Source organism: Streptomyces sp. NPDC107562 (assembly GCF_055657325.1).
Genome location: NZ_JBVKBE010000002.1, coordinates 568,310 through 591,532, shown reverse-complemented (window position 1 = coordinate 591,532; position 23,223 = coordinate 568,310). Strand labels below are relative to the sequence as shown.

The following is a 23,223-nucleotide window of genomic DNA, read 5'->3' as shown; positions in this document are numbered from 1 at the left end:
CGTCCACGTCGGGGCACCCCGCCGCCTCAGGCCACGAACGCCCGCAGCAGCTTCGCGAACGTCGTCAGCTCGTCGAGCAGCTCCTGCGGAAGCGGCTTCTCGTCGAAGTGGGCGATCCGGTTGCGGATGTCCTTCACTCGTTTCAGGCGGCCGAGAAACTGTTCCCGGGGCATGTTGGGCCACTTCAGGGCTTCCCAGTTGGCGTCGGCGCGTTCGGCCAGCGCTGTCTTCGCCTGGTCGCCATCCAGGAGTCTCAGATAGTCCCCGAACATGAGGTCGGAGACCTGGCCGGTGCGGTGCTCGGCCTTCTTGTTCGTCTGTACGGCCTTGATGGTCTCCTCGTCCAGTGCCGCGCCCAGGCAGCGGCGCAGCAGGGACTCGATCTCCCCGACGATGAAGAAGGGCCGTGCCGCGCCCTCGAAGCGGTCCGTGACGTCCGCCGCGGTGACGATGCCCGACAGACAGCCGTCGTCGCCTCGGACCAGGAGGTACCCGTGCTCGCGGATCACCGGCAGGGCGGAGAAGAACTCCTGGCGGGTGTCGGCGACCGGAAAGGAGTCCCTCTCCATCGCGTTGTCCAGCGTCGGGTGCTTGCCGGCCTCGTACATCTTGGCGACGGACCCCCAGGTGACCACCCCGTGGATCTGCGCCATGCCGGTGGTCACCGGGACCTGCGCGAGGCCCTTCGTGCGCATCAGGAACGTGGTCTGCGCCAGGGGCGTACCGGGACCGACAGACACCAGGCCGCGCCGCGCCGACGGAATGTCCCCGAGCAGCAGACGCTGCGGAAGGGCGGCGGAGGGCAGGGACTCCTCCGTCTCGTCCTCCTCCGCGTCGACGGGGTCGGCCTGTGCGGGGATGGAGGCCAGTGGTACCACGTCGACATTGCTGCGCTGGCCGCACACGGCGAAGTCCGGCAGCGTCGTCAGGCCGGCGTCCGTGAGCGCCTGCGAGATGCGGTGCACCGTTCTGTGGTCGCGGACCCTGACCTGGAACAGGTCGAGAATGTCCTGCACGGGCACGGTCCTGCCCTTGAGCGCTGCGAGATCCTGGCCGCTCGGTGCGGTCGTCATCGGGCGTCGCCCTCCGCGAGGTCACGGAGCATGGTCCGCTTGCCCATGGCGGCGTGCACCAGATCCTGCAACTGCTTGGAGCGGTCGCGGTAGAAGCGCCCGTAGTCGTTGTCGCGGAGTGCCGCCGGATCGATGAGGTGGGTGGAGAGTACGTCATCGAACCATTCGGGGCGCATGTCGGAGGCCGCCACCATGGTGGACAGGTAGGAGGCGGGTGCCCCGGTCATGTCCATCGCCGCGCGGTAGGACAACGGGGTCTTGTTCACGATGGAGTTCGTGGGCAGGCCCTGGCTGTTTCCCCGCCGGAACCAGGTCTTGGGGAAGATCTGCCGGACATTGACGCTGTACTCGTCCAGCCTGCCGGGGCTGAGCGGCCTGTCCGTGTAGTGCCAGTCCACCGCCCCCTGCTTGACCAGCAGGGCGTAGATGCCCTTGTAGGCGGCGCTGTTGCGGGTGGTGAGGCTGTCGAGGCGGTCGGCGAAGAAGAAGGCGTCCGTGACGGTGTCGGGCGCCCGGTCGTCCTGCGCGATCCATGGGATGAGCTGCTCGACGTCACGAGTGAAGCGGGTTTCGGTGGAGCCGCCGTACATCTCGCCGAGAACCCCGCACCAGTACCACTGCTCGGTCTTCTCCTCCGCACCCAGGCTGTCCAGCGCCGTGTCGAGGATGGCTCGGACGGCTGCGAGCGGCACGAGCTGTGTCTTGTACGGCAAATCGTTCGGCCGGACGATGCACTGCCGTTCCAGGAAGTCGCCCACCCAGGCGAAGGCCTCGGCGAGTTTCGGCGCAAGCCGGACGAAGTCGGCCAGCGGAAGGTCCAGCAGGTCCCGGCGTTTGCACGACACCGTCGCCCCGGTGCCCGCCTGCTTCCGCTCCCAGGTGCGTACCAGGGCGATGGCCTGCAGGAAGTCAATACTGCTCAGCCCGTTCTCGACGCCGCCGTCCAGACGGCCGAAGACCGGGTACTTGGCGGCCAGCCCCTGCTTGATCTCCCGCCACACCTCGGGGAGCTGGTAGTAGTCCCCGGTCCGGTCCACGTACTCGCGGTCCCCAGCGTACGTCGCCGTGAGCAGTTCGAAGACGTTCAGGGGCACTCCGCCTGTGTTGACCCGCTCGAACACCGCGCAGACGGCGTCCATGGAGGTGGAGGCGGCCAGCCGGATCATCGGTACCTGGAAGGCGCGGACCTGCTGGAGGACCGCCTCGTCGAACTGGCCCCACAGGTCCCAGTTCCGTTGCTCGTCCGCCTTGATGTACGACATCATCCACTGGTTCACGCGCTGGGCGTCGAAGACGAGATGCAGAGGGAAGAGGCCGGCCGCGCACTCGCCCTCCGCGGTGGTCAGATCCAGCACCACTGTGCGGTTGAAGTCCGCGCGGAGGACCTTGTCCGCCGGGACGGACACGACGGCCTCGTCACGGTCCGAGGACGGCCCGACCGCCTTCGCGATGTCGACGTAGTACCACCGCTGGATGGGCTTGCCACGGGCGTCCGCGGTCTCCACCGGGGCGTCAAGCCACAATGCCTGGAAGAGCGAGGTGAGGCGTTGCTGCCCGTCCAGCAGAAGCAGGTCGGCCGCCGGATCCCCGTCCGGCCGGGCGCCGGTGAGAGTGCGGGATCGGAACCGGGTGGCGCCGCCGGTCTGCAGCGTCATCACCACACCCAGCGGGTAGTCCAGCGTGACCGTCGCGATGATCGCCTTGATCCGGTCGTCGTCCCATTTCCAGTTCCGCTGGAAATCGGGCAGTTGTAAGGAACCCGAGGCGACGTCCGCCAGGACGTCCTTGAGTTTCACGTTGTCGAGGGCCGCCATGTGATTCCACTTTCCGCCGTGCCGCCTGCACGCAGAGTGATTTCAGCAGCGCATTCCGCCAACCGTCAACCGGTTCGCGGAACTGGGGCGTCGCGCGGCAGCTGCCGTGGGTGACCGTTGTGTCCGCCCGGAACGCACCGCTCTCGTACGTCTATGCCCGGAGAGTGAAAGACTGTTTTCGTGAGCACCATCGGATCCAGGCGCCCCGCGCAGGTCAGCGCGGCCCGCCGTCGTACCGTCGTCGACGCCCTGCGCCGCGGGGCGGTACCCGAGAGCGGGCTCGATCTGCTCGCCACGGGACTCGACCGGTTCGAGGCGGCCCTCGACGCCGAGCTGGACGCCGTCGAGTCCGGCGGGTCCGTGTTCAAGGCCGTGCGAGGTGAGTACGGGTCCGGCAAGACGTTCTTCACGCGTTGGCTCGGGGAACGAGCCAAACGCCGGAACTTCGCGGTGGCCGAGATTCAGATCTCCGAGAATGAGACACCGCTCCACAAGCTGGAGACCGTCTACCGGCGGCTCACCGAACGCCTCGCCACCTCGAGCTTTCCGCCCAGCGCGCTGCGGCCCGTCGTGGACGCCTGGTTCTACGCCTTGGAGGAGGACGCCCTCGCGGCCGGCGCGACCGAGGAGGAGCTGCCCGGCGAAGTGGAGAAGCTGCTCGTCGCACGGCTCGCCGAGGTCTCCCGGCACGCTCCTTCCTTCGCCACCGCGCTGCGCGGCTACCGTGCCGCCCTCGCCGACGGCGACGAGGCGACCGCCGCCGCGGTGCTGGCGTGGCTCGGCGGCCAGCCGCACGTCGCCGCCTCCGCCCGCAGGTCCGCCGGGGTGCGCGGGGACCTCGACCACTTCGGGGCGCTCGGCTTCCTGCAGGGCCTGCTCACCGTGCTGCGCGACTCCGGGCACAACGGGCTCTTCGTCGTTCTGGACGAGGTGGAGACGCTCCAGCGGGTCCGCTCCGACGCCCGCGACAAGGCGCTCAACGCCCTTCGTCAGCTCATCGACGAGGTGCACTCGGGCCGCTTTCCCGGCCTCTACCTGGTCATCACAGGGACCCCTGCCTTCTACGACGGCCAGCAAGGGGTGCAGCGTCTGGCCCCGCTTGCTCAGCGTTTGGCCACCGACTTCACCACTGATCCGCGCTTCGACAACCCGCGCGCCGTGCAGATCAGGCTCCCCGGCTTCGATCAGGAGTCCCTGGTCGGACTCGGCCTCACCATCCGTGACCTGTACGCCGATGCTGCGGAGATGCCCGAGCGTGTGCGCAAGGTCGTCGACGACGTGTATGTCGCCGACCTTGCAGTGGCCGTCGGCGGGGCGCTGGGCGGCAAGGTCGGAGTCGCCCCCCGGCTGTTCCTGAAGAAACTCGTCGGGGACGTGCTCGACCGGGTGGACCAATTCGACGAATTCGACCCCCGACAGCACTACCGGCTCACCGTCGCCGACCACGAACTCACCGATGTGGAGCGGAATCTGGCCGCCACGGTCTCCGGTGACTCCGCGTCGGCCGACGACATCGACCTGGAGCTCTGATGGCGGACACGGGACTCCCGGACGAGAAGCAGCCGGGTGACCAGGACGCCGACGTACTGGACCGACTCGACCCCGTCGTGCTGCATCACATCGTCAACACCCTCGGCTGGCCCGATCTGCGCCCGCTGCAGCGGGCGTCGATCACGCCGCTCATGGAGGGTCAGGATGCCGTACTGCTGGCGCCGACGGCGGGCGGCAAGACCGAGGCGGCCTGCTTCCCCCTGCTGTCGGCGATGGCCGAGCAACGGTGGACCGGCACTTCCGTGCTGTATCTGTGTCCGCTCAAGGCGCTTCTCAACAACCTGGTCGTCCGCGTCGACTCCTACGCCCAGTGGCTGGGGCGGCGCGCCGCGCTCTGGCACGGTGACACCAAGGAATCGCAACGGCAGCGCATCCGGGCAGAGGCGCCGGACATCCTTTTGACCACGCCCGAGTCGCTCGAAGCGATGCTGATCGGCGTCAAGACCGACCACACCCGCCTGATGGGGAGTGTGCGGGCTGTCGTCGTCGACGAGGTGCACGCGTTCGCCGGGGACGACCGGGGATGGCACCTGCTCGCCGTGCTCGAACGGCTGGAGCGGGTCACCGGACGGCCCATTCAGCGCGTCGGGCTCTCGGCGACCGTGGGCAACCCGGCCGAATTGCTGCACTGGCTGCAGGGCGCGGGCGTCGGCAACCGCACCGGTCAGGTGGTAGCCCCAGGAGTGCACCTGCCGACCGTGGATGCCGGCGGACTCGCCGGGAAAGCATGTCCCGAGCCGCCCAGCAGACCTGCGGGCGAAGTGGAACTCGACTACGTCGGCTCCCTCGACAACGCGGCCAAGCTCATCGCGGCGCTGCACAGAGGTGAGAAGCGGCTCGTCTTCTGCGACTCGCGCCGCCAGGTCGAGGAGCTGGGCGCGGCGTTCCGCGCGCGCGAGGTGACTGTCTTCCTGTCCCACGCCTCGCTCTCCGTCGACGAACGCGTCCGTTCCGAGCAGGCGTTCGCCGAGGCGCGCGACTGCGTCATCGTCTCCACGTCGACCCTGGAACTCGGTATCGACGTCGGAGATCTCGACCGCGTCATCCAGATCGACTCACCGGCCTCAGTCGCCTCGTTCCTGCAGCGCATCGGCCGTACGGGTCGCCGTTCCGGGACCGTGAGGAACTGTCTGTTCCTCACCACCCATAAGAACACCCTGCTGCAGGCAGCAGGCTTGTTGCTGCTGTGGTCGCGGGGCTGGGTGGAACCAGTTGTCCCCCCGCCCGAGCCGCGACACCTAGTGGCCCAACAGCTGCTCGCGGTCACCCTGCAACAGCACAAGCTCGGCGATCAGTTGTGGGACCGGCAGTGGAACGGTCTGGCACATTTCGACAAGTCCGCCGCTCCCATCCTGCGTTTCCTCACCGAGGAGGGCTTCCTCGACAGCGACGGCGGAATGCTGTTCGTCGGTCCGGAAGCAGAACGCCGCTTCGGTAGAAGGCACTTCATCGAACTCACGGCTTCCTTCACCGCACCTCCGCAGTTCACCGTCCTCTCTGGACGGACGGAGATCGGCCGCACCGACCCGAGCGTGCTGACGGAGGAACGCCCCGGCCCCAGGCGGTTGCTGCTCGGTGGACGCAGCTGGCAGGTCACCTACATCGACTGGCTGCGCAAGCGCGTCTTCGTCGAGCCGGCCGACGGCGGCGGAATCGCCAAGTGGATGAACGGCGGAGTCGCCGGACTGTCGTACGCCCTGACGCGTGCCATGCGTGAGGTGCTGCTCGGCACAGACCCGCCCGTCTCCCTCACCCGGCGGGCAGAGGCTTGCCTGGCCGAAATGCGTGAGACTGACGCACCCGACACCGTCCATCCGGGCGGCACGTTGATCACGCGCGTCGGCGCCGACGTCCGGTGGTGGACCTGGGCCGGCTACCGTGCCAATGCCACCCTGGCAGCTACCCTCCGGTCGGTCACCGACCCCCTGCAACGGCCCACCGATAGCTGGTTGCGCCTGCGTGAAGACCTCACGCCCGCCGCTTGGCGCGGCGCCCGCGAGAACGTAGGCGAGAACCTCGTACTGCCCGACGTGGACCGCCGGGCAGTACGCGGCCTGAAGTTCTCTGCCGCACTCCCGGAGCGCCTCGCCGTAGCCACGGTGGCAGCCCGCTTGGCCGACTTCGACAGCGCTCGCTCAGTGCTCGGTGAGTTGACGCGCTTTCAGAGAGGGTACTGAAGCGATGAGGCCGCAGGGAACGGTACTTCCCGCTCGTGTCACTTCGGGGTTCCCTCTTTCATGCAGATGACCGTGCCCGTCGCCGCGGCCGTGCGGAGGGCCGTCAGGGTGTGGACGGCGGTGGGGGGAAGGTGCAGGGGCAGGGACTCGGGGGGTGTGAAGGTGTGGGCGTCGTGTTCGGGGCTCAGGGTGATGGGGGTGCCCGGGGGGACCGTGCCGCCGTGGAAGTAGCAGTCCAGGACCGGGCCCGTGCCGCCCACGTTCGCGCGGTGGTCGATGCCGATCAGGGTGGGTGGCGTGGGGAGGGTGATGCCGGTTTCCTCGTGGGTTTCGCGGTGTGCGGCGGTCAGGGGGTCCTCGCCGTGGTCGAGCATGCCGCCGGGTAGCCACCACACGCCGGCCGCCGGCTGGGTGGGGGCGTAGCGCAGGAGCAGGATGCGGCCGGTGTGGTCGAAGAGCAGGACGCACGCGGCGATGAGCGCCTGCGGCTGGGTCCTGATCCATTCCTCGCGGGGGAGTACCTCGGTCACTCGCGCCCCCTGGTCGTGCTGATCATGTGCTTCCGCCCTCCCGGTGGTCCTGTCCGGACTAACGGGTGAGAGGGCCATCGGTGACCTGGTGATCCGATTCGGTGGCGGGACCGATGGGTACCCGGCGAGTTCCGTCGTACGAGAACCGCGCCGAGGGACGGTACGCCATGACCGAGTACGAACGCTCCCGCACCATGCCCGCCCAGCCCGAGCAGGTGTTTGAGGAAGCAGCCGACGTGGGGCGGCTGGACAGTTGGATGCCGGCCGAGCTGCATGTGCGGGCGGAGGACCTGCCTGCCGTCACTGTGCACGAGGACCGCACCGACGAGGACACCGCCGCCCTGCTCCAGGCCCGGCGGGAACAGATGCGGCTCGAATGGGGCACCCGCGAGCAAGGGAGCTACGCCGGCTGGCTCCAGGTCGCCGGGATCGGTGCCGGGGCCAACGAGGTGACCGTGCACCTGTCGTTCTTCGACGACAGCCACGACCCGGGCGAGGCGGCCGTGGGCGACGCCCTGGACGCCAGCCTGCGGCGGCTGGAGGAGCAGGTGCGGCTGCGCGTCGATCACCCGGCGGGCTGATCCGCCGAGGAGGCCCGTCCACGCCCGTGTTCGACCGGCCGGACTTCGGGAAGACGCAGAGAAGACGCAGAGAAGACGCGAGTGACGGGCACGGCTACGGATGAGGAGGATGCCATGGAGCGGGTGGCCGGAAGGACGCGGTCGGAGCAGCGGATCGGCATCCGGACGTACGGTGAGGTCGACTCGGCGCTCAGCGGGCTGGTGGCCCGGCAGGGCGGCGGCAGCGCGCAGTTCTCCGCCGGCGAGGCGGTGGCCCTGGAGTGGGCGCTGGGGCGCACGGCCCGTTCGCCGATCACCGGTGTGGGCGTCCGCGACGTGCCGGACCTTCAGCTGCTGACGGCCGAGGTCGACGCCACCGTCGTACGGCTGGAGGACCCCACCGCCCAGGTGGGCAACCGCGACTACTTCCGCGGTGTCTACGGCGCCCTGGCCTGGGTCTGCGGACTGCGAGGCCGGCTCGTCTGAGGGCCGCCGCCAGGGACGGCTAGCGCACCCGTCCCGCCGCGGGCTCCTCCTCGTCCTCCTCGTCGGGGAGGTGCACGTCGTCGACGGCGATGTTGACCTCGACGACCTCCAGGCCCGTCATCCGCTCGATCGAGGCGATGACGTTCTCACGGACGTCGGCGGCGATCTCGGTGATGGACAGGCCGTACTCCACGACGACATCGAGGTCGACGGCGCTCTGCCGCTCACCGACCTCGACCTTGACGCCGCTGGTGACGCCCGCCCGCCGGCCGGGGACCCGCTCGCGCACCGCGCCCATGGTGCGGGCCAGGCCGCCGCCGAGGGCGTGGATGCCGGGCACCTCGCGCGCCGCCATCCCGGCGATCTTCGCCACGACGTCGTCCGCGATGGTGGTCCTGCCCCGGCTGCCGGCGGCGACGGTCCCGCCGCCGCGCGCGTTCGCGCCGGTTTCGCTGGTGCGCACCGCCGCACCGGTCGTCTCCGTCATGTCCGACCCGCCTCCTCCGGGCGCGCACGGACCCGCCGCACAGGAGGCCCGCCGCCACGCTCATACCTGCTTCCCAGCGTGCCCCGGGCCCTCCCGGCTCGCCACCGCAGGCGGCGGGCGCGACCACGCGGCGAGGACGGGCTGACGGCGCGCGGCCGGTCAACCCCCGGCGCGCGCTGGGCCGTTCGGGTCGGCCCGGACGCAGGTGACGTCCAGCGTGAGCTCCAGCAGGCGTCCGGTCATCAGCCGGGAGCCGGTGACGCCGAACTCGGTGCGGTCGACCGTGGTGGTGGCCCGCACGGTGAACGCGTCGCCGGAGGTCCGCACGCGGACGACCGACAGCCGCAGCGGCCCGGTCACCGCGCCCACGGTGAGCTGCCCGGAGAGCACGGCGGGGTCCACGTGGCCGGAGACGAACGTGATCACGGGGTGGCGTGCCGTGTCCAGGAAACGGGCCGACCGGACGGCGTCGTCCCGCAGCGGGTTGCCGGTGCGGAAGCCCGCCGCGTCGATCTCGGCGCGCACCCGGGACTCGGCGAGCGGCTCGGCGACGTCGACCGTGCCGCCGCGGATCGCGAAGCTGCCGCGCACCGGCAGGAGGCCGAGGAGATGCCGGGTGCGGAAGGTGAGGGAGGAACGGCCGGCGTCGATCGTGTACCGGCCGAGGCGGGGGACCGGGGCGAGGTCGCCGCCGTCCGTGGTGTCTGTCGTGTCCGTCGTGTCCATAACTCCATTGCAGGGCAAGGACCGTGGGGAGCGGCAGGGCGGGCGGTCGGCTTCGGGGGCGACGGACGGCGGGACCGCGCACGACTTTCGTAGGGTTGCGCGGGACGACGCGTTTGCGTGGCCGCGGGCACGGGGAGGGGGCCGCGGTGGACTGCCCCACCGTGGACGGGAAGAGGTTCGGGCCGTGGCGTCGCCGGCACCGGGTCGCCGTGGACGTGGCGATCGCGGTCGCCTTCGTGCTGACCGACACCGGGGTGACCCTGGCGGGCGGCGGCTGGTGGCCGGAGCGGCCGGACACGCTCGCCTGGACCGTGCTGGGGGCGCAGGCACTCGCCTGCGCCTCGCTCGTCTTCCGCCGTACCGCCCCGCTCGCCGTCGTCGCCGCGCTCGGCACGTTCACCCTGGCGGTGACGCTGCTGATCGCCCCCGCGGACCTGCTCACCCCCGCCCACGACGGCAACGTGTGGGCACCCCACTCCACGGTGCTCGCCGCCTACGGCCCGCTCTTCCACCGGCGCGAGCGCAGGGCGGCGGCGTACACGGCACTGGCCGCCCTCACACTCGTCGTGGCGAGGCCCTGGGAGCCGTCCGTCACGGTCATGACGATCGGGCTGCTGCGCACCGCGATCGGGCCGCTGCTGGCGCTGTACTTCGACGCCCGGCGCCGGATGGTCCGCGCACTCGTCGAACGCGCCGAGCGGGCCGAACGGGAACGCCATCTGCTGGCCGAGCGGGCCCGCGCCGAGGAACGCGCCCGGCTCGCCGCCGAGATGCACGACGTGGTCACCCACCGGGTGAGCCTGATGGTGCTCCAGGCCGGGGCGCTGCGGGTGACCGCGCCCGACGAGCCGACCCGGCGGGCGGCGGAGGACCTGCGCGCGGCCGGCTGCCAGGCGCTCGACGAACTGCGGGACCTGGTCGGCATCCTGCGCGCCGCGCCCGACGGCGACCGCACGCCTTCCGTGGCGGGCTTCCCCGACCTGGTCGCCGAGTCGGTCGCCGTCGGGACGCCGACCGAGCTGATCGAGTCGGGCGACCCGGCGCTCGCCTCCCCGGTCGTCGGCCGCACCGCCTACCGGGTGCTGCGGGAGGCCTTGACCAACGTGCGCAAGCACGCGCCCGGGGCCGCGGTGACCGTGCGGGTGGAGTACGACGAGACGCGGGTGCGGCTCACCGTCCACAACACGGCGCCGAGCGGCCGGCCCGGCGCCGCGCTGACCGGCACCGGCTCGGGCCTCGGCATCGCCCATCTGCGCCGACGCATCGAGCTGTTGCACGGCACGCTGCGCGCCGGGCCCCGCCCCGACGGCGGGTTCGGCGTCGAGGCGACGCTGCCCTCGTACGTCCCGACCGCGGAGTCGGTGGTGTGAGCGTGGTCCCCGTGGTCCCCCCGGCTCCCGTGGTGCGTGTGGTGGTCGTCGACGACGAGCCGATGGTGTGCCGGTTCCTGCGGACCATCCTCGGGTCCGCCGCGGACGTCGAGGTGGTCGACGAGGCGTACGACGGGGCCGCGGGCGTCGAGGCGGTCCGCCGCAGCGGCCCGGACGTCGTCCTGATGGACCTGCGCATGCCCGGCATGGACGGCCTCACCGCGATCGAACACATCAACAGGCTTCCGGACCCGCCCCACATCATCGTGCTGACGACCTTCGACGCCGACCGGTACGTGCTGCGCGCGCTGCGGGCCGGGGCGACCGGCTTCCTGGTCAAGTCCACCCCGCCGGAGGAGCTGATCGGCCTCGTCCGCACGGCCGCGCGCGGCCACACCGTCCTGTCGCCCTCCGCCGCCCGCCGGCTCGTCGCCGCCTCCACGGACTCCCTCTCGGCGCGCGACCGCGCCCGGGAACTGGTCGCCTCCCTCACCGAGCGCGAGAGGCAGGTCCTCGCGGGCCTGGGCGAAGGGCTGCCCAACGCGCGGATCGCGGCCCGGCTCCACCTCTCCGAGGCCACGGTCAAGGGCTACGTCTCGCGCACGCTCGACAAGCTGGGCTGCGTCAACCGCACCCAGGCGGGACTGATCGCCCACGACGCGGGGATCGTCGACGCCTAGCAGGACCGCCCGCGCTACTCCTCGAACAGCACCTCCTGGCCGTCCGGTTGGGCCTCCTGCCGCAGCCGCTTGTTCCGCGTCCCGACGACCACCGCCGCACCGGCCGCCACCACACCGAGGGCGGCCGGGACCATCCAGCCGCGGTTCAGCCGGTCGCCGAGGAGGTGGTCGAGGGAGAGGCGGCCGGGGCCCGCGACGGCGAGGCCGGCCGCCACCATGCCGAGGGTCGCGGGGTGCTCGAAGCCGCCCTCCGCGTTGAAGAAGCCGTTCGGCATGTGCAGCGCGCAGGCACCCGTCATGCCGCCGGCCGCGGCCGCGCCCGCCGCCGGGGTGGCCAGTCCCAGCGCCAGCAGGGTCCCGCCGCCCCACTCCGCGAGCCCCGAGGCCGTGGCGCTCAGCTTGCCGGGCCGGTATCCGACGGACTCCATGAACTGCCCGGTGCCCTCGATCCCGGCGCCGCCGAACCAGCCGAACAGCTTCTGCGCGCCGTGGGCGGCCAGGACTCCGCCGGTGCCCAGCCGGAGCAGGAGCAGACCCAGATCACGTCGGTCGTAGCACGTCACGATGTCTCCCGGTGCAGAAGTGGACTCCCGTCCACCGTCGCAGGCCGCCACCCGCCCGGCCCTCCCGGGCAGCCGTTCGGGTGGCGGGCCGCCCGGGGCGGTGTGAGGGTGGCTGGCATGACGATTCAGACGGCCAAGCTGAGCGACCCGGCGGTGCGTGCCTTCGTCTCCGCCGTCAACGCCCATGACCGCCAGGCCTTCCTGTCCCTCCTCGCGCCCGGCGCCACCATGGCCGACGACGGCACGGACCGTGACCTCGACGACTGGATCGACCGGGAGATCTTCTCCTCCCACGGCCATATGGACGTCGACAACGAGTCCAACGGCGGCCGCTCCCTCATCGCCCGCTACCGCAACGACACCTGGGGCGAGATGCGCACGCGGTGGTCCTTCAGCGTCGACGACGACGGCAGGATCAGCCGTTTCGAGACCGGGCAGGCCTGAACCGAGCCCCCTGGCTGTACGCGGGGCTTCCCGCCGCGCGCCGGGCTTCCCGCCGCGCGGCGCGCCGCGACCCGGGTCGGGGTCCTCTTGCGTCGGGCTCTCCCTCAGCGGGGCTTTCCGCCGCGAGGCACTTCGTTTCGCGCCGGGCGCCTTGGAGGCGCGGCGCTGCGCCCGCGTGGGGCTGCGCCCGCGTGGGGCTGCGCCCGTGTGGGGCTGCGCCCACCCCGAGCACTCGCCCCTTCCCAGGCCCCCGCCCGCAGGGCATCCCTTGTGCTGAAGCGCGCTCCAACTCCTAGCCTCCTGAGGCATGGAGAACACCAGAACACTCGGACGCGGCGGCATCGGGATCAGCGCGCTCGGCTTCGGCTGCTGGGCCGTCGGCGGTGAGTGGCAGGACACCGCCGGGCAGCCGCTCGGCTGGGGCAAGGTCGACGACGAGGAGTCCGTACGGGCGATCCACCGCGCCCTCGACCTCGGCGTCACCTTCTTCGACACCGCCGACACCTATGGCGCCGGCCACAGCGAGCGCGTCCTCGGCCGCGCCCTCGGCAAGCGCCGCGCCGACGTCGTCGTCGCCACCAAATGGGGCAACGTCTTCGACGCGGACACCCGCACCCTCACGGGCACCGACGACTCCCCGGCGTACGCGCGCCGCGCGCTGACCGCCTCCCTGCGGCGCCTCGGGACCGACCACGTCGACCTGTACCAGCTGCACCTGTCCGACGCGGACCCGGACCGGGCGGCCGAACTCCGTGAGGCGTGCGAGGAGTTCGTACGGGAAGGGCTCATCCGGGCCTACGGCTGGAGCACCGACGACCCCGCCCGCGCCGCGGTCTTCGCCGAGGGCGCGCACTGTGTCGCCGTGCAGCACCGCCTCAACGTCCTCCAGGACGCGCCCGAGATGCTCGCGCTGTGCGCGGAGTCGGGACTGGCCGGCATCAACCGCAGTCCGCTGGCGATGGGACTGCTGACTGGCAAGCGCGCCGCAGGGCAGCCCCTCGAAGCGGGGGACATCCGCAGCGCGCCGCCCGCCTGGCTGCCCGGCTTCGCGGTCGGCAGCGGCGCCGATCCGCGGTGGACGCGCCAGGTCGACGCCCTGCGGCAGATCCTGACCAGCGGCGGCCGCACGCTCGCGCAGGGCGCGCTCGCGTGGATCTGGGCGCGTGCTTCCCACACGGTGCCGATCCCCGGCTTCCGTACGGTCGCGCAGGCCGAGGAGAACGCGGGTGCGCTGGTCAAGGGTCCGCTCACCGCACGTCAGACGGCGGAGATCGACGCCGTCCTCGGCCGGTGAACGCCGGGCCGCGGGCTTCGTGAAAGCGGCAGCCGTCCCAGGGTCGACCGGTCCGAACCCCGCGGTCCCTCGCGGGGTCCCCCCTCCGGTCGCCGTGGAACGGCTGCCGCCCTCCCCCCTGAGATGTGGCCGGCGGGAGCTTGACGCTCCAAGTGTGAAGCCCTTGTGTGAAGTTCCTGTGGAGGAGGGTCGATCATAAGCTCCCCACCGGCCACGATGGGGCGGAAGTCAAAACTCCGTTTGTGCAGGTTGACCGTTCACCCACGTCCGATGTACGGCATCGTCGTCGCCAGCACCGTCGCGAACTGCACGTTCGCCTCCAGTGGCAGCTCCGCCATGTGCGCCACCGTGCGCGCCACGTCGGCGACGTCCATCACCGGTTCCGGCGCCACCTCGCCGCTGGCCTGCGGGGCGCCGTGCTCCATGGCCTTCGTCATGTCGGTCGCCGCGTTGCCGATGTCGATCTGCCCGACCGCGATCCGGTACGGCCGCCCGTCCAGCGACAGCGCCTTGGTCAGGCCGGTCAGCGCGTGCTTGGTGGCCGTGTAGGCGGCCGAGCGCGGGCGGGGCGCGTGGGCCGAGATCGAACCGTTGTTGATGATCCGGCCGCCCTGCGGGTCCTGCTCCTTCATCTGCCGGTACGCCGCCCGCGCGCACAGGAACGCGCCGTTGAGGTTGGTGTCCACCACGTGCCGCCACGCGCTGTACGCGAGGTCCTCGACCGGCACCCCGCCGGGCCCGAACGTGCCCGCGTTGTTGAAGAGCAGGTCCACCCGCCCGAAGTGTGCGACGGTCGCCGCGAACAGCGCGGTCACGTCCTCCTCCTGTGCCACGTCGGTGCGGGCGACGAGCGAGGCGCCCTCGGGCACCAGCGCCGCCGTCTCCCGGAGCGTCTCCTCCCGGCGGCCGGCCAGCGCGACCGACCAGCCGGCGCGCAGCAGTTCCACCGTGACCGCGCGGCCGACCCCGGAGCCCGCACCGGTCACGACCGCGATCCTGGACTGCCGTTCGGCAGTTTGCTTGGCATTCATAGCCCTGAAGCGTAGGAGACGGTCCGCCATCCGGAACTCATGAGTCCGCCATGCGAGTGTTGTGTACGCGCCAAGCGTTTGTCGTCCCGGGCCACTCGAATGCGACCTGCACGCATTCGCAGGATCGTCAGGGGAGAACCGGATGACACCCGCAGCTCGTCAGCCCCAGCACGCCCCCGAACTACGCGCCGCCGCACGCCATATCGGCCGCCGCCGCTTCCTCACCACCACCGGCGCGGCCGCCGCGCTGGCCTTCGCGGTCAACCTGCCCACCGCGGGCGTCGCCGGCGCCGCCGAACTCGACGCCGCGCGCCTCACGGACGACCCGTTCACCCTCGGCGTCGCCTCCGGCGACCCCCAGCCCACCTCGGTCCTGCTGTGGACCCGGCTGGCCCCCGTCCCCTTCCAGGCCGACAGCGGTCTGCCCGCCGAACGCGTCACCGTGCACTGGGAAGTCGCCCGCGACGAGCACTTCCGGCGCACCGTCAGACGCGGCACCGCCACCGCCCACCCGGAGTTCCACCACACCGTGCACGTCGAGGTGGGCCACCTGGAGCCCGGCCGCCTCTACCACTACCGCTTCCGGGTCGGCCGCTGGATCAGCCCGGCCGGCCGCACCCGCACCGCGCCCGCGCCCTTCGACCGCGTGTCCGGGCTCACCCTCGCCGCGGTCTCCTGCCAGGCGTACCACGACGGCTACTTCACGGCCTACGGCCATCTCGCGCAGGACGACGTCGACGTGGTCTTCCACCTCGGCGACTACCTGTACGAGTACGCCGTGAGCGCGGTGGGCGGCCAGCGCAACTACACCGACCGGACCCTGCCCGACCTGTTCAACCGGGAGACCGTGACGCTGGAGGACTACCGACTGCGGTACGCCCTCTACAAGTCCGACCCCGACCTGCGCGCCGCCCACGCCGCGCACCCCTTCGTCGTCACCTGGGACGACCACGAGACCGAGAACAACTACGCCGGCGACACCCCCGAGAACTCCGTCCCGCCGGAGGAGTTCCTGCTGCGCCGCGCCTCCGCCTACCGCGCCTACTGGGAGAACCAGCCGCTGCGTCTGCCCCAGCGGCCCGAGGGCCCGGACATGCAGCTCTACCGGCGGCTGCAGTGGGGCCGGCTCGCCCAGTTCGACGTGCTGGACACCCGGCAGTACCGCTCCGACCAGGCTTACGGCGACGGCTCCGACGTGCCGGGACCCGAGGTCGACGACCCGGCGCGCACCATGACCGGCGCCACCCAGGAGCGCTGGCTGCTCGACGGCTGGCGCCGCTCACGGGCGCTGTGGAACGTGGTGCCGCAGCAGGTCACCTTCTCCCAGCGGAAGTTCGACCTGACCGAGCCCTCGCGGGTGTCGATGGACGCCTGGGACGGCTACCGCGCCTCGCGGCGCCGGGTGCTGGAGGGCGCGCGGGCGGCCGGCGTCGACAACCTGATGGTCCTCACCGGTGACGTGCACGTCGGCTACGCCTTCGACATCAAGGAGGACTTCGACGACCCGGCCTCGCGCACGCTGGGCACCGAGATCGTCGCCACCTCGATAGCCAGCGGCCGGGACGGCGCCGACAAGCCGGCCAACTGGGACACGTACATGACCGCCAACCCGCACATGCGGTTCTACAACGGCCGACGCGGCTACGTGACGGTCGCCCTGGGCCGCGAGCAGGCCCGGGCCGACTTCCGGACGGTGCCGTACGTGACCACGCCGGGGGCGCCGGTCACGACGGCCGCGTCCTTCGTCACGGAGGTGGGGGAGCAAGGGCTCAGGCAGGTGTGAGTTCCGCCGTGGGGTCCGTCTCGGGGGCCTCGCCCGGGTAGCGGACGCCGATGCGGTCCCGGATCGCGTCGAGCGTCCGCATCACGGCGAGGGTGCCGTCGAGCGGGACCAGGGGGGACTCGGTCTCGCCGGCCCGCAGGGCCCGCATCACCTCGCGGGCCTCGTGCTTGAGGCTGTTGTGCGCGGCGCCGGAGGCCGGGTCGTGGACGAACTCCTCGGGGTCCCGGCCGTCGCGGTGCAGGACGAAGCGGTCCGGGTTGAAGAAGCCGTGCGGGAGGTCGATGCGGCCCTGGCTGCCGGTGACCGAGGCCGTCACGGGGGTACCGCCGACGATGGAGCAGTGCACCGAGGCGAGAGCACCGCTCTCCCAGGAGAGCATCGCACCCGTCTGGAGATCGACGCCCTCGTCGGAGAGCACTGCTCTCGCCGCGATGTCCGTCGGCTCACCGAGCAGCAGATGCGCGAACGAGACCGGGTACACCCCGAGGTCCAGCAGCGCACCCCCGCCCTGCCGCGGGTCCCGCAGCCGGTGCGAGGGCGGGAACGGCCCGGACAGCCCGAAGTCCGCCTGCACGCTGCGCACTTCACCGATCGCCCCGTCGTCCACCAGCGCCTTCAGGCGCCGCACCAGCGGACTGCAGTACATCCACATCGCCTCCATCAGGAAGCGCTCCCGCTCGCGCGCCAGCGCGACCAGCTCCCCGGCCTCGCGCACGTTCAGCGTGAACGGCTTCTCCAGCAGCACGTTCCGCCCCGCCGCCAGACACAGACCGGCGGCCGTCCGGTGCGCCGCGTGCGGAGTGGCGACGTACACCACGTCCACGTCCGCGTCGTGCGCCAGCGCCTCCCAGTCCCCGTAGGCCCGGGCGATCCCGAACCGCTCCGCGAACCCCTTCGCCGACTCCGTGGTCCGTGACGCCACCGCCACCACCTCGGCGTCCGGCAGATCCACCAGATCCGCCGTGAAAGCCGCCGCGATCCCGCCCGTCGCCAGGATTCCCCACCGCACGCCGTCCGTGCTCATTGCCGCCCCGCCCTCGTTCTCGTGCGTTCTCGCGCGTTCTTGTTCGATGTCAGTTCGATGTCAGCAGGCACCGTGTTCGAACTGAGAGCATAGGGACCGCACTGCTCGGAGAGGGAGGGGCACATGCCCGAGGGGGCACCGATACCGGACCTGTCACAGGCGGCCGCGACCGGGGCGCGGCCGCCCGTCCCCGCGCAGCGCCGCGCGGGCCTGCTCGTCACGCTCGTCCTCGGCGGCCTGACCGCCACCCCGCCGCTGGCCATGGACATGTACCTCCCGGCGCTGCCGGAGGTCACCCGCTCCCTGCACGCCCCGGCCGCGACCGTGCAGCTGACCCTCACCGCCTGCCTGGCGGGCATGGCCTTCGGCCAGCTGATCGTCGGCCCGATGAGCGACCGCTGGGGCCGCCGCCGCCCGCTGCTCGCCGGACTCGCCGTCTACGTCGTCGCCACCGTGCTGTGCGCCCTGGCGCCCACCGTGGGGACGCTGATCGCCTTCCGGCTGGCGCAGGGGCTCGCGGGCGCGGCCGGGATCGTGATCGCCCGGGCCGTCGTACGGGATCTGTACGACGGCATGGCGATGGCCCGTTTCTTCTCCACTCTCATGCTGATCTCCGGTGTCGCCCCGGTCGTGGCCCCGCTGATCGGCGGGCAGATGCTGCGGGTGACGGACTGGCGGGGCGTGTTCGTGCTGCTCGCCGTCGTGGGGGCGCTGCTGGCGGGTGTCGTGTGGTTCCGGCTCCCGGAGACCCTGCCCGCGAAGGAGCGGCACAGCGGCGGCGTCGGCGAGGCCCTGCACGCGATGCGCCGGCTCCTCGCCGACCTGCCCTTCACCGGGTTCATGCTCGCCGGCGGCTTCGCCTTCGCCGCGTTGTTCGCGTACATCGCGGCCTCCCCGTTCGTCGTCCAGGAGATCTACGGCGCCTCCCCGCAGACGTTCAGCCTGCTGTTCGGGCTGAACTCGGTCGGGCTGGTCGTCGCCGGGCAGATCAACGGCAAGGTGCTGGTCGGCCGCGTCGCCCTGGAGAAGGTGCTGGCCGTCGGCCTCGGCATCGTCGTGGTGGCCGCGACCGCGCTGCTGCTGATGTCGCTGGGCGTCTTCGGCGAGGTGGGGCTCGCCCCGGTGGCCGGCGCCCTGTTCGTGCTGATGAGCGCGATGGGCATCACCCTGCCCAACACGCAGGCGCTGGCCCTGATGCGGGTACGGCACGCGGCCGGATCCGCGTCGGCGCTGCTCGGCACCTCGTCGTTCCTCATCGGCGCGATCGCCTCCCCGCTGGTCGGGATCGCCGGTGAGCGCACGGCCGTCCCGATGGCCGTCGTCCAACTGGCCGCCGCGCTGGTGGCCGTCGCCTGTTTCGTGGGAATGTGCCGTCCCTGGAACACCCGTGCGGGCGCGGAGGGTGTGGGTACCCCGCACTCGACGAGCACGAGCGCGTCCGAGAGCTTGGGGGAGAAGAGCTGAGCGCACCCAGACTGCGTACCGGCACCCCGGAACGAGCCGGCCTCGACGCCGGCGAACTCCGCCTGCTGGTCCGCGAGGTCCGGCAGCTGACCACCGGGGACCGCCCCTGGGCACCGGGGGTCGTCGTGGCCGCCGGGCGGGGACCCGTGCTCGCGGTGCACGAGGCCTCCGGCCACGCGGTGCGCTACGCGGCGTACGACCCGCGGGCGGACGCGGGCGTGGAACTGCCGGGCCCCGCCCGCACGCCGACGACCGTCGACACCGTCTTCGACCTGGCCTCGCTCACCAAGCTGTTCACGGCCGTCGCCGCGGTGCAGCAGATCGAGCGCGGCACGCTGGGCATCGACGGGCGGATCGGCGCGTACCTGCCCGAGTTCGGGGCGGCCGCCCGGCACGGCATCACGGTCCGGTCCCTGCTCACCCACACCTCGGGCCTGCGCCCCGAACTGCCGCTCCACGACTGCGCGACGGGCGCGGCACGCCTGGCCATGCTGCGCGCGGAGGCCCCGGACGGCCCGCCGGGCGAGTACCGCTACTCCGACCTGAACCTGCTGCTGCTCCAGTACGTCCTCGAACGTGTCACCGGCCGCCCCCTGGACGTCCTGATCCGGGACGGCATCACCCGGCCCCTGGGCATGACGTCGACCCGTTTCGGCCCCTGCCCGGGCGCGGCGGCGACGGAGGACCAGCGCCGCCCGTGGGCGAAGGCGGACCGGGGGATGCTGCGCGGCGAGGTCCACGACGAGAACGCCTGGGCGCTGGGCGGGGTCGCCGGTCACGCGGGGTTGTTCTCGACGGCCCGGGACCTGGCGGTGTTCTGCCGCGCGCTGCTGGCGGGCGGCTCGTACGGGCCGGCGCGCATCCTGGGCCCGGACTTCGTGGACCTGATGCTGACGCCGCCCGGGCTGGGCTTCGCGCTGGACCAGTCGTGGTTCATGGGGGAGCTGGCGGGCCGGGGCGCGGCGGGTCACACCGGCTTCACGGGAACGTCCCTGGTGGTGGACCGGGCGACGGACACCTTCCTGGTGCTGCTGGCCAACACGGTCCATCCGCGGCGCCGGGCACCCGACAGCCGGCCGCGGGCCCGCGCGGGGACGCGCATGGCCTGGGCGGTACGGGGGGTGTGAGCGCTCCGGCGACGTACGGGACCTGAGCCCACAGGGAACCGAAGGACCTCGCAGACAGGAGCCGAAGGACCTCGGAGACCGGAGCCGAAGGACCTCGGAGACCGGAGACCGAGGGGCCTCGCGGACCTGAGAGAATCGCACGGTGAACGCCCCCTCGTCCGCCTCCGACACCCTCCGCGCCGCCCTCGCGGGGCTCCTCGACGGGCTGCCGCCCCGGCAGGCCGCGCAGGCCGTGGAGCGGCTGATCGCGAACTATCGGGGGGCCACCCCGACCGACGCGCCGATCCTGCGGGACCGGGCGGACGTGGTCGCGTACGCCGCGTACCGGATGCCCGCCACCTTCGAGGCGGTCTCCGCGGCGCTGGACGCCCTCGCGGAGGCGGCACCGGACTGGGTGCCGGGCGGCCACGTGGACGTCGGGGGCGGCACGGGCGCGGCGACCTGGGCCGTCGCCGCCACCTGGGAGGGCGCCCGCCCGGTCACCGTGCTCGACTGGGCCGAGCCCGCGCTGGCGCTGGGCCGGGAGATCGCGGCGGCCAACCCGGCGCTGCGGGGCACCCGCTGGCAGCGCTCCCGCATCGGAGCGGCGCTCACCATGGAGAGCACCGATCTCGTCACGGTCTCCTACGTCCTCAACGAACTCGCCGCCCCCGACCGCACCGCCCTCGTGGACGCCGCCGCCTCCGCCGCCCAGGCCGTGCTGATCGTCGAACCCGGCACCCCCGACGGCTACGCCCGCGTGATCGAGGCCCGCGACCGGCTGATCGGCGCCGGCTTCCACATCGCCGCCCCGTGCCCGCACAGCGCCGCCTGCCCCATCGTCCCCGGCACGGACTGGTGCCACTTCTCCGCCCGGGTCAGCCGCTCCTCCCTGCACCGCCAGGTCAAGGGCGGCTCCCTGCCCTACGAGGACGAGAAGTTCAGCTATGTCGCCGCCACCCGCTTCCGCCCCGCCCCGGCCGCCGCCCGGATCGTACGGAGGCCGCAGATCCGCAAGGGTCAGGTGCTGCTGGACCTGTGCGAGGGTCCTGCCGGAGGCGGCCCCGCCCTGCGCCGCACGACGGTCACCAAGCGGCACGGAGACCTCTACAAGGCCGCACGTGACGCCGGCTGGGGCGACCCCTGGCCCGATGCCGCGCCACTGACCTGACACGGCACCGACCCGGCGCATCACCGACCTGACGCGGCACGGCACCTAACGTCCCGCGTTCTTCTCCTGGAACCTGCGCAGCAGTTCCCGTTTCTGGTCCTGGGCGTCGGTGCCGCCGACGCGGCCTCCCCGGTCGCCGCCGCGCAGGGCCTTGCGGCCCAGCTTCCGGCGCGTGCCGCCGACTCCCAGCATGTTTCCGGCTCCACCTCGGGTCATGGTTCCGTCTCCCTGATCGCCGCGTCATCTCGTCGCCCTCATCAAAACGATACGTATCGTCTCGCCTTCGGGCCCCCTCAGAGTGCAACGAGACGCAGCGTCTTGTCAACCTGATAGATTCGTCGCATGGTCAAGAAGCCCACTCCCGACTCCACCCGCCGCAGCGAGCGGTCCCGCCGCGCGATCTACGGCGCCGCTCTCGGCCTCGTCGCAGAGGTCGGTTACGCGAAGACCACCATCGAGGGGATCGCCGCCCGCGCCGGCGTGGGCAAGCAGACGATCTACCGGTGGTGGCCGTCCAAGGCCGACGTACTCCTGGAGGCCTTCCTCGACCTCGGCGAGCAGGCGGCCGAGCAGGCGGCGCAGCAGGCCGCCGGGCTCGGCGTGCAACCGGCCGCCGAGTACGCCCTGCCGGACACCGGCGACCTCGCCGCCGACCTCAAGTACGTCCTGCGCGCCACCGTCGACGAACTCCTCGACCCCACGTTCGAGGCACCGGCCCGCGCCCTGGCCGCCGAGGGGGTCGTCAACGAGCCGCTCGGACGGCAGTTCGTCGCCAAGCTCCTCGAACCGCAGCTCCAGTTGTACGTGCGGCGGCTGCGGGCGGCGCAGGACGCGGGCCAGGTCCGCGCCGGCGTCGACCCGCGCATCGCGCTGGAGCTCTTCGTCTCCCCGCTGGCCCAGCGCTGGTTGCAGCACACGGCGCCGATCTCCTACGAGTACACCGACACCCTCGTCGACTACGCGCTGTACGGCCTCGTGCCCCGGTGACGGCACGTGATCCACGGTGGCTGTGTGTGATCACGGAATGTGGAGTATGTCTCGTACCCCCGGCCCCGGTTGGGGACTACGGCCCTCCAGGGCGCAGGATGGTGGGACCATGGGGCACGGTGACCGTTCCACAGACGAGGCGAGGGGATAGATGAGCGCGGAGTTCGGCGGCCGCTCCGGCCGGCAGGGCAAACTCTCCCAGTGGCTGCGCGGACGGCGCCCCAAGGAGACCGCCGACGACGGCGGCCGGGAGGCCCAGCTGCTCGCCACCGCCGCCGCGGGACTGCCTTTGGCGCCCGCCGCGTATCCGGCCCCCGACTACCGCTGTTCCTGCGACCGCGTCGGCTGTCCCACCCCCGCCCGGCACCCGGTGTCGTTCGCCTGGCAGACGCAGTCCACCACCGACCGCGCCCAGGTCGAGCGCTGGGCCCGCCACCAGCCGCAGGCCAACTTCATCACCGCGACCGGCATGACCCACGACGTCCTCGACGTGCCGCTGGAGGCCGGCCAGGAGGCCCTGGACCGGCTGCTCGCCTCCGACGTCGAGGTCGGCCCGGTCGCCACCAGCGACGACGGCCGCATGCTGTTCTTCACCCTCACCCGCGGTACGCCCGAGGAGGAGGACGAGTGGTGGCCGTGCGAACTGGACTGCCATCCCGAGACGATGGACGAGCATCCCGGCCTGCGCTGGCACTGCCGCGGCTCCTACGTCCTCGTCCCCCCGGCCCGGCTCCCCGGTGACGACCAGTCGGTGCGTTGGCTGCGCGGCCCCGAGCACCCGCTGCCCGAACCGCTGACCCTGCTGGAGTCGCTGACGGACGCCTGCGCCCGGCACGCGGGCACGGAGACCGACCACACGGACGCGGCCTGGCCCCTGCGCCGCCACTGACCCGCGGCCCCGA

The 23,223-nt window shown here is 72.1% G+C and carries 23 protein-coding genes; 14 read left to right on the top strand and 9 right to left on the bottom strand.

The window, feature by feature from the left end:
* Window positions 1-26 precede the first annotated feature (26 nt).
* Together ACZ7LV_RS08500 and ACZ7LV_RS08495 are read right to left on the bottom strand one after the other, a co-directional pair.
* On the bottom strand, window positions 27-1,073 hold the full coding sequence (locus ACZ7LV_RS08500; protein WP_471937087.1) for a CBS domain-containing protein: 1,047 nt from the start codon (window positions 1,071-1,073) through the stop codon (window positions 27-29).
* Window positions 1,070-2,887, bottom strand: a complete 1,818-nt coding sequence (locus ACZ7LV_RS08495; RefSeq protein ID WP_471937085.1) for a GmrSD restriction endonuclease domain-containing protein — start codon at window positions 2,885-2,887, stop codon at window positions 1,070-1,072. The genes ACZ7LV_RS08500 and ACZ7LV_RS08495 overlap by 4 nt, the downstream gene beginning before the upstream one ends.
* 180 nt (window positions 2,888-3,067) lie before the next feature.
* Here ACZ7LV_RS08495 and brxD point away from each other — a divergent pair, with 180 nt between their 5' ends.
* Together brxD and ACZ7LV_RS08485 are read left to right on the top strand one after the other, a co-directional pair.
* Window positions 3,068-4,417, top strand: coding sequence for a BREX system ATP-binding protein BrxD (gene brxD / locus ACZ7LV_RS08490; protein WP_471937083.1), 1,350 nt, complete (start codon window positions 3,068-3,070; stop codon window positions 4,415-4,417).
* Entirely contained in the window at window positions 4,417-6,615 is a 2,199-nt protein-coding gene (locus tag ACZ7LV_RS08485) for a DEAD/DEAH box helicase (RefSeq protein ID WP_471937081.1), read from the top strand. The genes brxD and ACZ7LV_RS08485 overlap by 1 nt, the downstream gene beginning before the upstream one ends.
* Before the next feature lie 38 nt (window positions 6,616-6,653).
* On the opposite strand, the gene ACZ7LV_RS08480 is transcribed toward ACZ7LV_RS08485, so the two are convergent.
* Window positions 6,654-7,145, bottom strand: a complete 492-nt coding sequence (locus ACZ7LV_RS08480) for an NUDIX hydrolase (protein WP_471937079.1) — start codon at window positions 7,143-7,145, stop codon at window positions 6,654-6,656.
* Between the two features lie 167 nt (window positions 7,146-7,312).
* On the opposite strand from ACZ7LV_RS08480, the gene ACZ7LV_RS08475 reads away from it, so the two are divergent.
* Both ACZ7LV_RS08475 and ACZ7LV_RS08470 read left to right on the top strand, forming a co-directional pair.
* On the top strand, window positions 7,313-7,726 hold the full coding sequence (locus tag ACZ7LV_RS08475; protein ID WP_471937076.1) for an SRPBCC family protein: 414 nt from the start codon (window positions 7,313-7,315) through the stop codon (window positions 7,724-7,726).
* Window positions 7,727-7,840: 114 nt separating this feature from the next.
* Window positions 7,841-8,191, top strand: coding sequence for a hypothetical protein (locus tag ACZ7LV_RS08470; protein ID WP_471937074.1), 351 nt, complete (start codon window positions 7,841-7,843; stop codon window positions 8,189-8,191).
* Between the two features lie 19 nt (window positions 8,192-8,210).
* Here ACZ7LV_RS08470 and ACZ7LV_RS08465 read toward each other — a convergent pair whose 3' ends face one another.
* Together ACZ7LV_RS08465 and ACZ7LV_RS08460 are read right to left on the bottom strand one after the other, a co-directional pair.
* A complete protein-coding gene (locus ACZ7LV_RS08465) occupies window positions 8,211-8,678 on the bottom strand; it encodes an Asp23/Gls24 family envelope stress response protein (protein ID WP_471937071.1) in 468 nt (155 codons plus the stop codon).
* A 159-nt stretch (window positions 8,679-8,837) separates the two neighbouring features.
* Complete coding sequence (locus ACZ7LV_RS08460) at window positions 8,838-9,404, bottom strand: YceI family protein (protein ID WP_471937068.1); 567 nt, start codon at window positions 9,402-9,404, stop codon at window positions 8,838-8,840.
* Window positions 9,405-9,550: 146 nt separating this feature from the next.
* On the opposite strand from ACZ7LV_RS08460, the gene ACZ7LV_RS08455 reads away from it, so the two are divergent.
* Together ACZ7LV_RS08455 and ACZ7LV_RS08450 are read left to right on the top strand one after the other, a co-directional pair.
* Window positions 9,551-10,774: a sensor histidine kinase gene (locus ACZ7LV_RS08455; RefSeq protein ID WP_471937066.1), complete on the top strand. Its 1,224-nt coding sequence runs from the start codon at window positions 9,551-9,553 to the stop codon at window positions 10,772-10,774.
* 29 nt (window positions 10,775-10,803) lie between these two features.
* Window positions 10,804-11,454, top strand: coding sequence for a response regulator (locus ACZ7LV_RS08450; protein ID WP_471937787.1), 651 nt, complete (start codon window positions 10,804-10,806; stop codon window positions 11,452-11,454).
* A gap of 14 nt (window positions 11,455-11,468) precedes the next feature.
* Here the strand turns inward: ACZ7LV_RS08450 and ACZ7LV_RS08445 are convergent, their stop codons facing one another.
* The gene (locus ACZ7LV_RS08445) at window positions 11,469-12,017 is read right to left on the bottom strand and encodes a DoxX family protein (protein WP_471937063.1); all 549 of its coding nucleotides are present in this window, start codon (window positions 12,015-12,017) and stop codon (window positions 11,469-11,471) included.
* 117 nt (window positions 12,018-12,134) lie between these two features.
* Here ACZ7LV_RS08445 and ACZ7LV_RS08440 point away from each other — a divergent pair, with 117 nt between their 5' ends.
* Together ACZ7LV_RS08440 and ACZ7LV_RS08435 are read left to right on the top strand one after the other, a co-directional pair.
* Entirely contained in the window at window positions 12,135-12,461 is a 327-nt protein-coding gene (locus ACZ7LV_RS08440) for a nuclear transport factor 2 family protein (RefSeq protein WP_471937061.1), read from the top strand.
* A 307-nt stretch (window positions 12,462-12,768) separates the two neighbouring features.
* On the top strand, window positions 12,769-13,755 hold the full coding sequence (locus ACZ7LV_RS08435) for an aldo/keto reductase (protein WP_471937059.1): 987 nt from the start codon (window positions 12,769-12,771) through the stop codon (window positions 13,753-13,755).
* 257 nt (window positions 13,756-14,012) lie between these two features.
* Here the strand turns inward: ACZ7LV_RS08435 and ACZ7LV_RS08430 are convergent, their stop codons facing one another.
* Window positions 14,013-14,786 (bottom strand): SDR family oxidoreductase, encoded by a 774-nt coding sequence (locus ACZ7LV_RS08430; RefSeq protein WP_471937056.1) that lies wholly within the window; start codon window positions 14,784-14,786, stop codon window positions 14,013-14,015.
* A 142-nt stretch (window positions 14,787-14,928) separates the two neighbouring features.
* Between ACZ7LV_RS08430 and ACZ7LV_RS08425 the strand changes: the two genes are divergently transcribed.
* Complete coding sequence (locus ACZ7LV_RS08425) at window positions 14,929-16,569, top strand: alkaline phosphatase D family protein (RefSeq protein ID WP_471937053.1); 1,641 nt, start codon at window positions 14,929-14,931, stop codon at window positions 16,567-16,569.
* Here ACZ7LV_RS08425 and ACZ7LV_RS08420 read toward each other — a convergent pair.
* Window positions 16,556-17,593, bottom strand: a complete 1,038-nt coding sequence (locus ACZ7LV_RS08420; protein ID WP_471937051.1) for a Gfo/Idh/MocA family protein — start codon at window positions 17,591-17,593, stop codon at window positions 16,556-16,558. The genes ACZ7LV_RS08425 and ACZ7LV_RS08420 overlap by 14 nt on opposite strands.
* A gap of 123 nt (window positions 17,594-17,716) precedes the next feature.
* Here ACZ7LV_RS08420 and ACZ7LV_RS08415 point away from each other — a divergent pair, with 123 nt between their 5' ends.
* From ACZ7LV_RS08415 to ACZ7LV_RS08405, 3 genes are all read left to right on the top strand, one after another.
* The gene (locus ACZ7LV_RS08415) at window positions 17,717-19,057 is read left to right on the top strand and encodes a multidrug effflux MFS transporter (protein ID WP_471937049.1); all 1,341 of its coding nucleotides are present in this window, start codon (window positions 17,717-17,719) and stop codon (window positions 19,055-19,057) included.
* Complete coding sequence (locus ACZ7LV_RS08410) at window positions 18,961-20,184, top strand: serine hydrolase domain-containing protein (RefSeq protein WP_471937047.1); 1,224 nt, start codon at window positions 18,961-18,963, stop codon at window positions 20,182-20,184. The genes ACZ7LV_RS08415 and ACZ7LV_RS08410 overlap by 97 nt, the downstream gene beginning before the upstream one ends.
* A gap of 142 nt (window positions 20,185-20,326) precedes the next feature.
* Window positions 20,327-21,334, top strand: a complete 1,008-nt coding sequence (locus ACZ7LV_RS08405; RefSeq protein WP_471937045.1) for a small ribosomal subunit Rsm22 family protein — start codon at window positions 20,327-20,329, stop codon at window positions 21,332-21,334.
* 45 nt (window positions 21,335-21,379) lie between these two features.
* On the opposite strand, the gene ACZ7LV_RS08400 is transcribed toward ACZ7LV_RS08405, so the two are convergent.
* The gene (locus tag ACZ7LV_RS08400; RefSeq protein ID WP_471937043.1) at window positions 21,380-21,550 is read right to left on the bottom strand and encodes a DUF6243 family protein; all 171 of its coding nucleotides are present in this window, start codon (window positions 21,548-21,550) and stop codon (window positions 21,380-21,382) included.
* Window positions 21,551-21,676: 126 nt separating this feature from the next.
* Between ACZ7LV_RS08400 and ACZ7LV_RS08395 the strand changes: the two genes are divergently transcribed.
* Together ACZ7LV_RS08395 and ACZ7LV_RS08390 are read left to right on the top strand one after the other, a co-directional pair.
* Window positions 21,677-22,321 carry a TetR/AcrR family transcriptional regulator gene (locus tag ACZ7LV_RS08395; RefSeq protein ID WP_471937041.1) on the top strand — a complete coding sequence of 215 codons (645 nt, stop codon included), beginning with the start codon at window positions 21,677-21,679 and terminating at the stop codon, window positions 22,319-22,321.
* A gap of 151 nt (window positions 22,322-22,472) precedes the next feature.
* Complete coding sequence (locus tag ACZ7LV_RS08390) at window positions 22,473-23,210, top strand: bifunctional DNA primase/polymerase (RefSeq protein ID WP_471937039.1); 738 nt, start codon at window positions 22,473-22,475, stop codon at window positions 23,208-23,210.
* Window positions 23,211-23,223 lie beyond the last annotated feature (13 nt).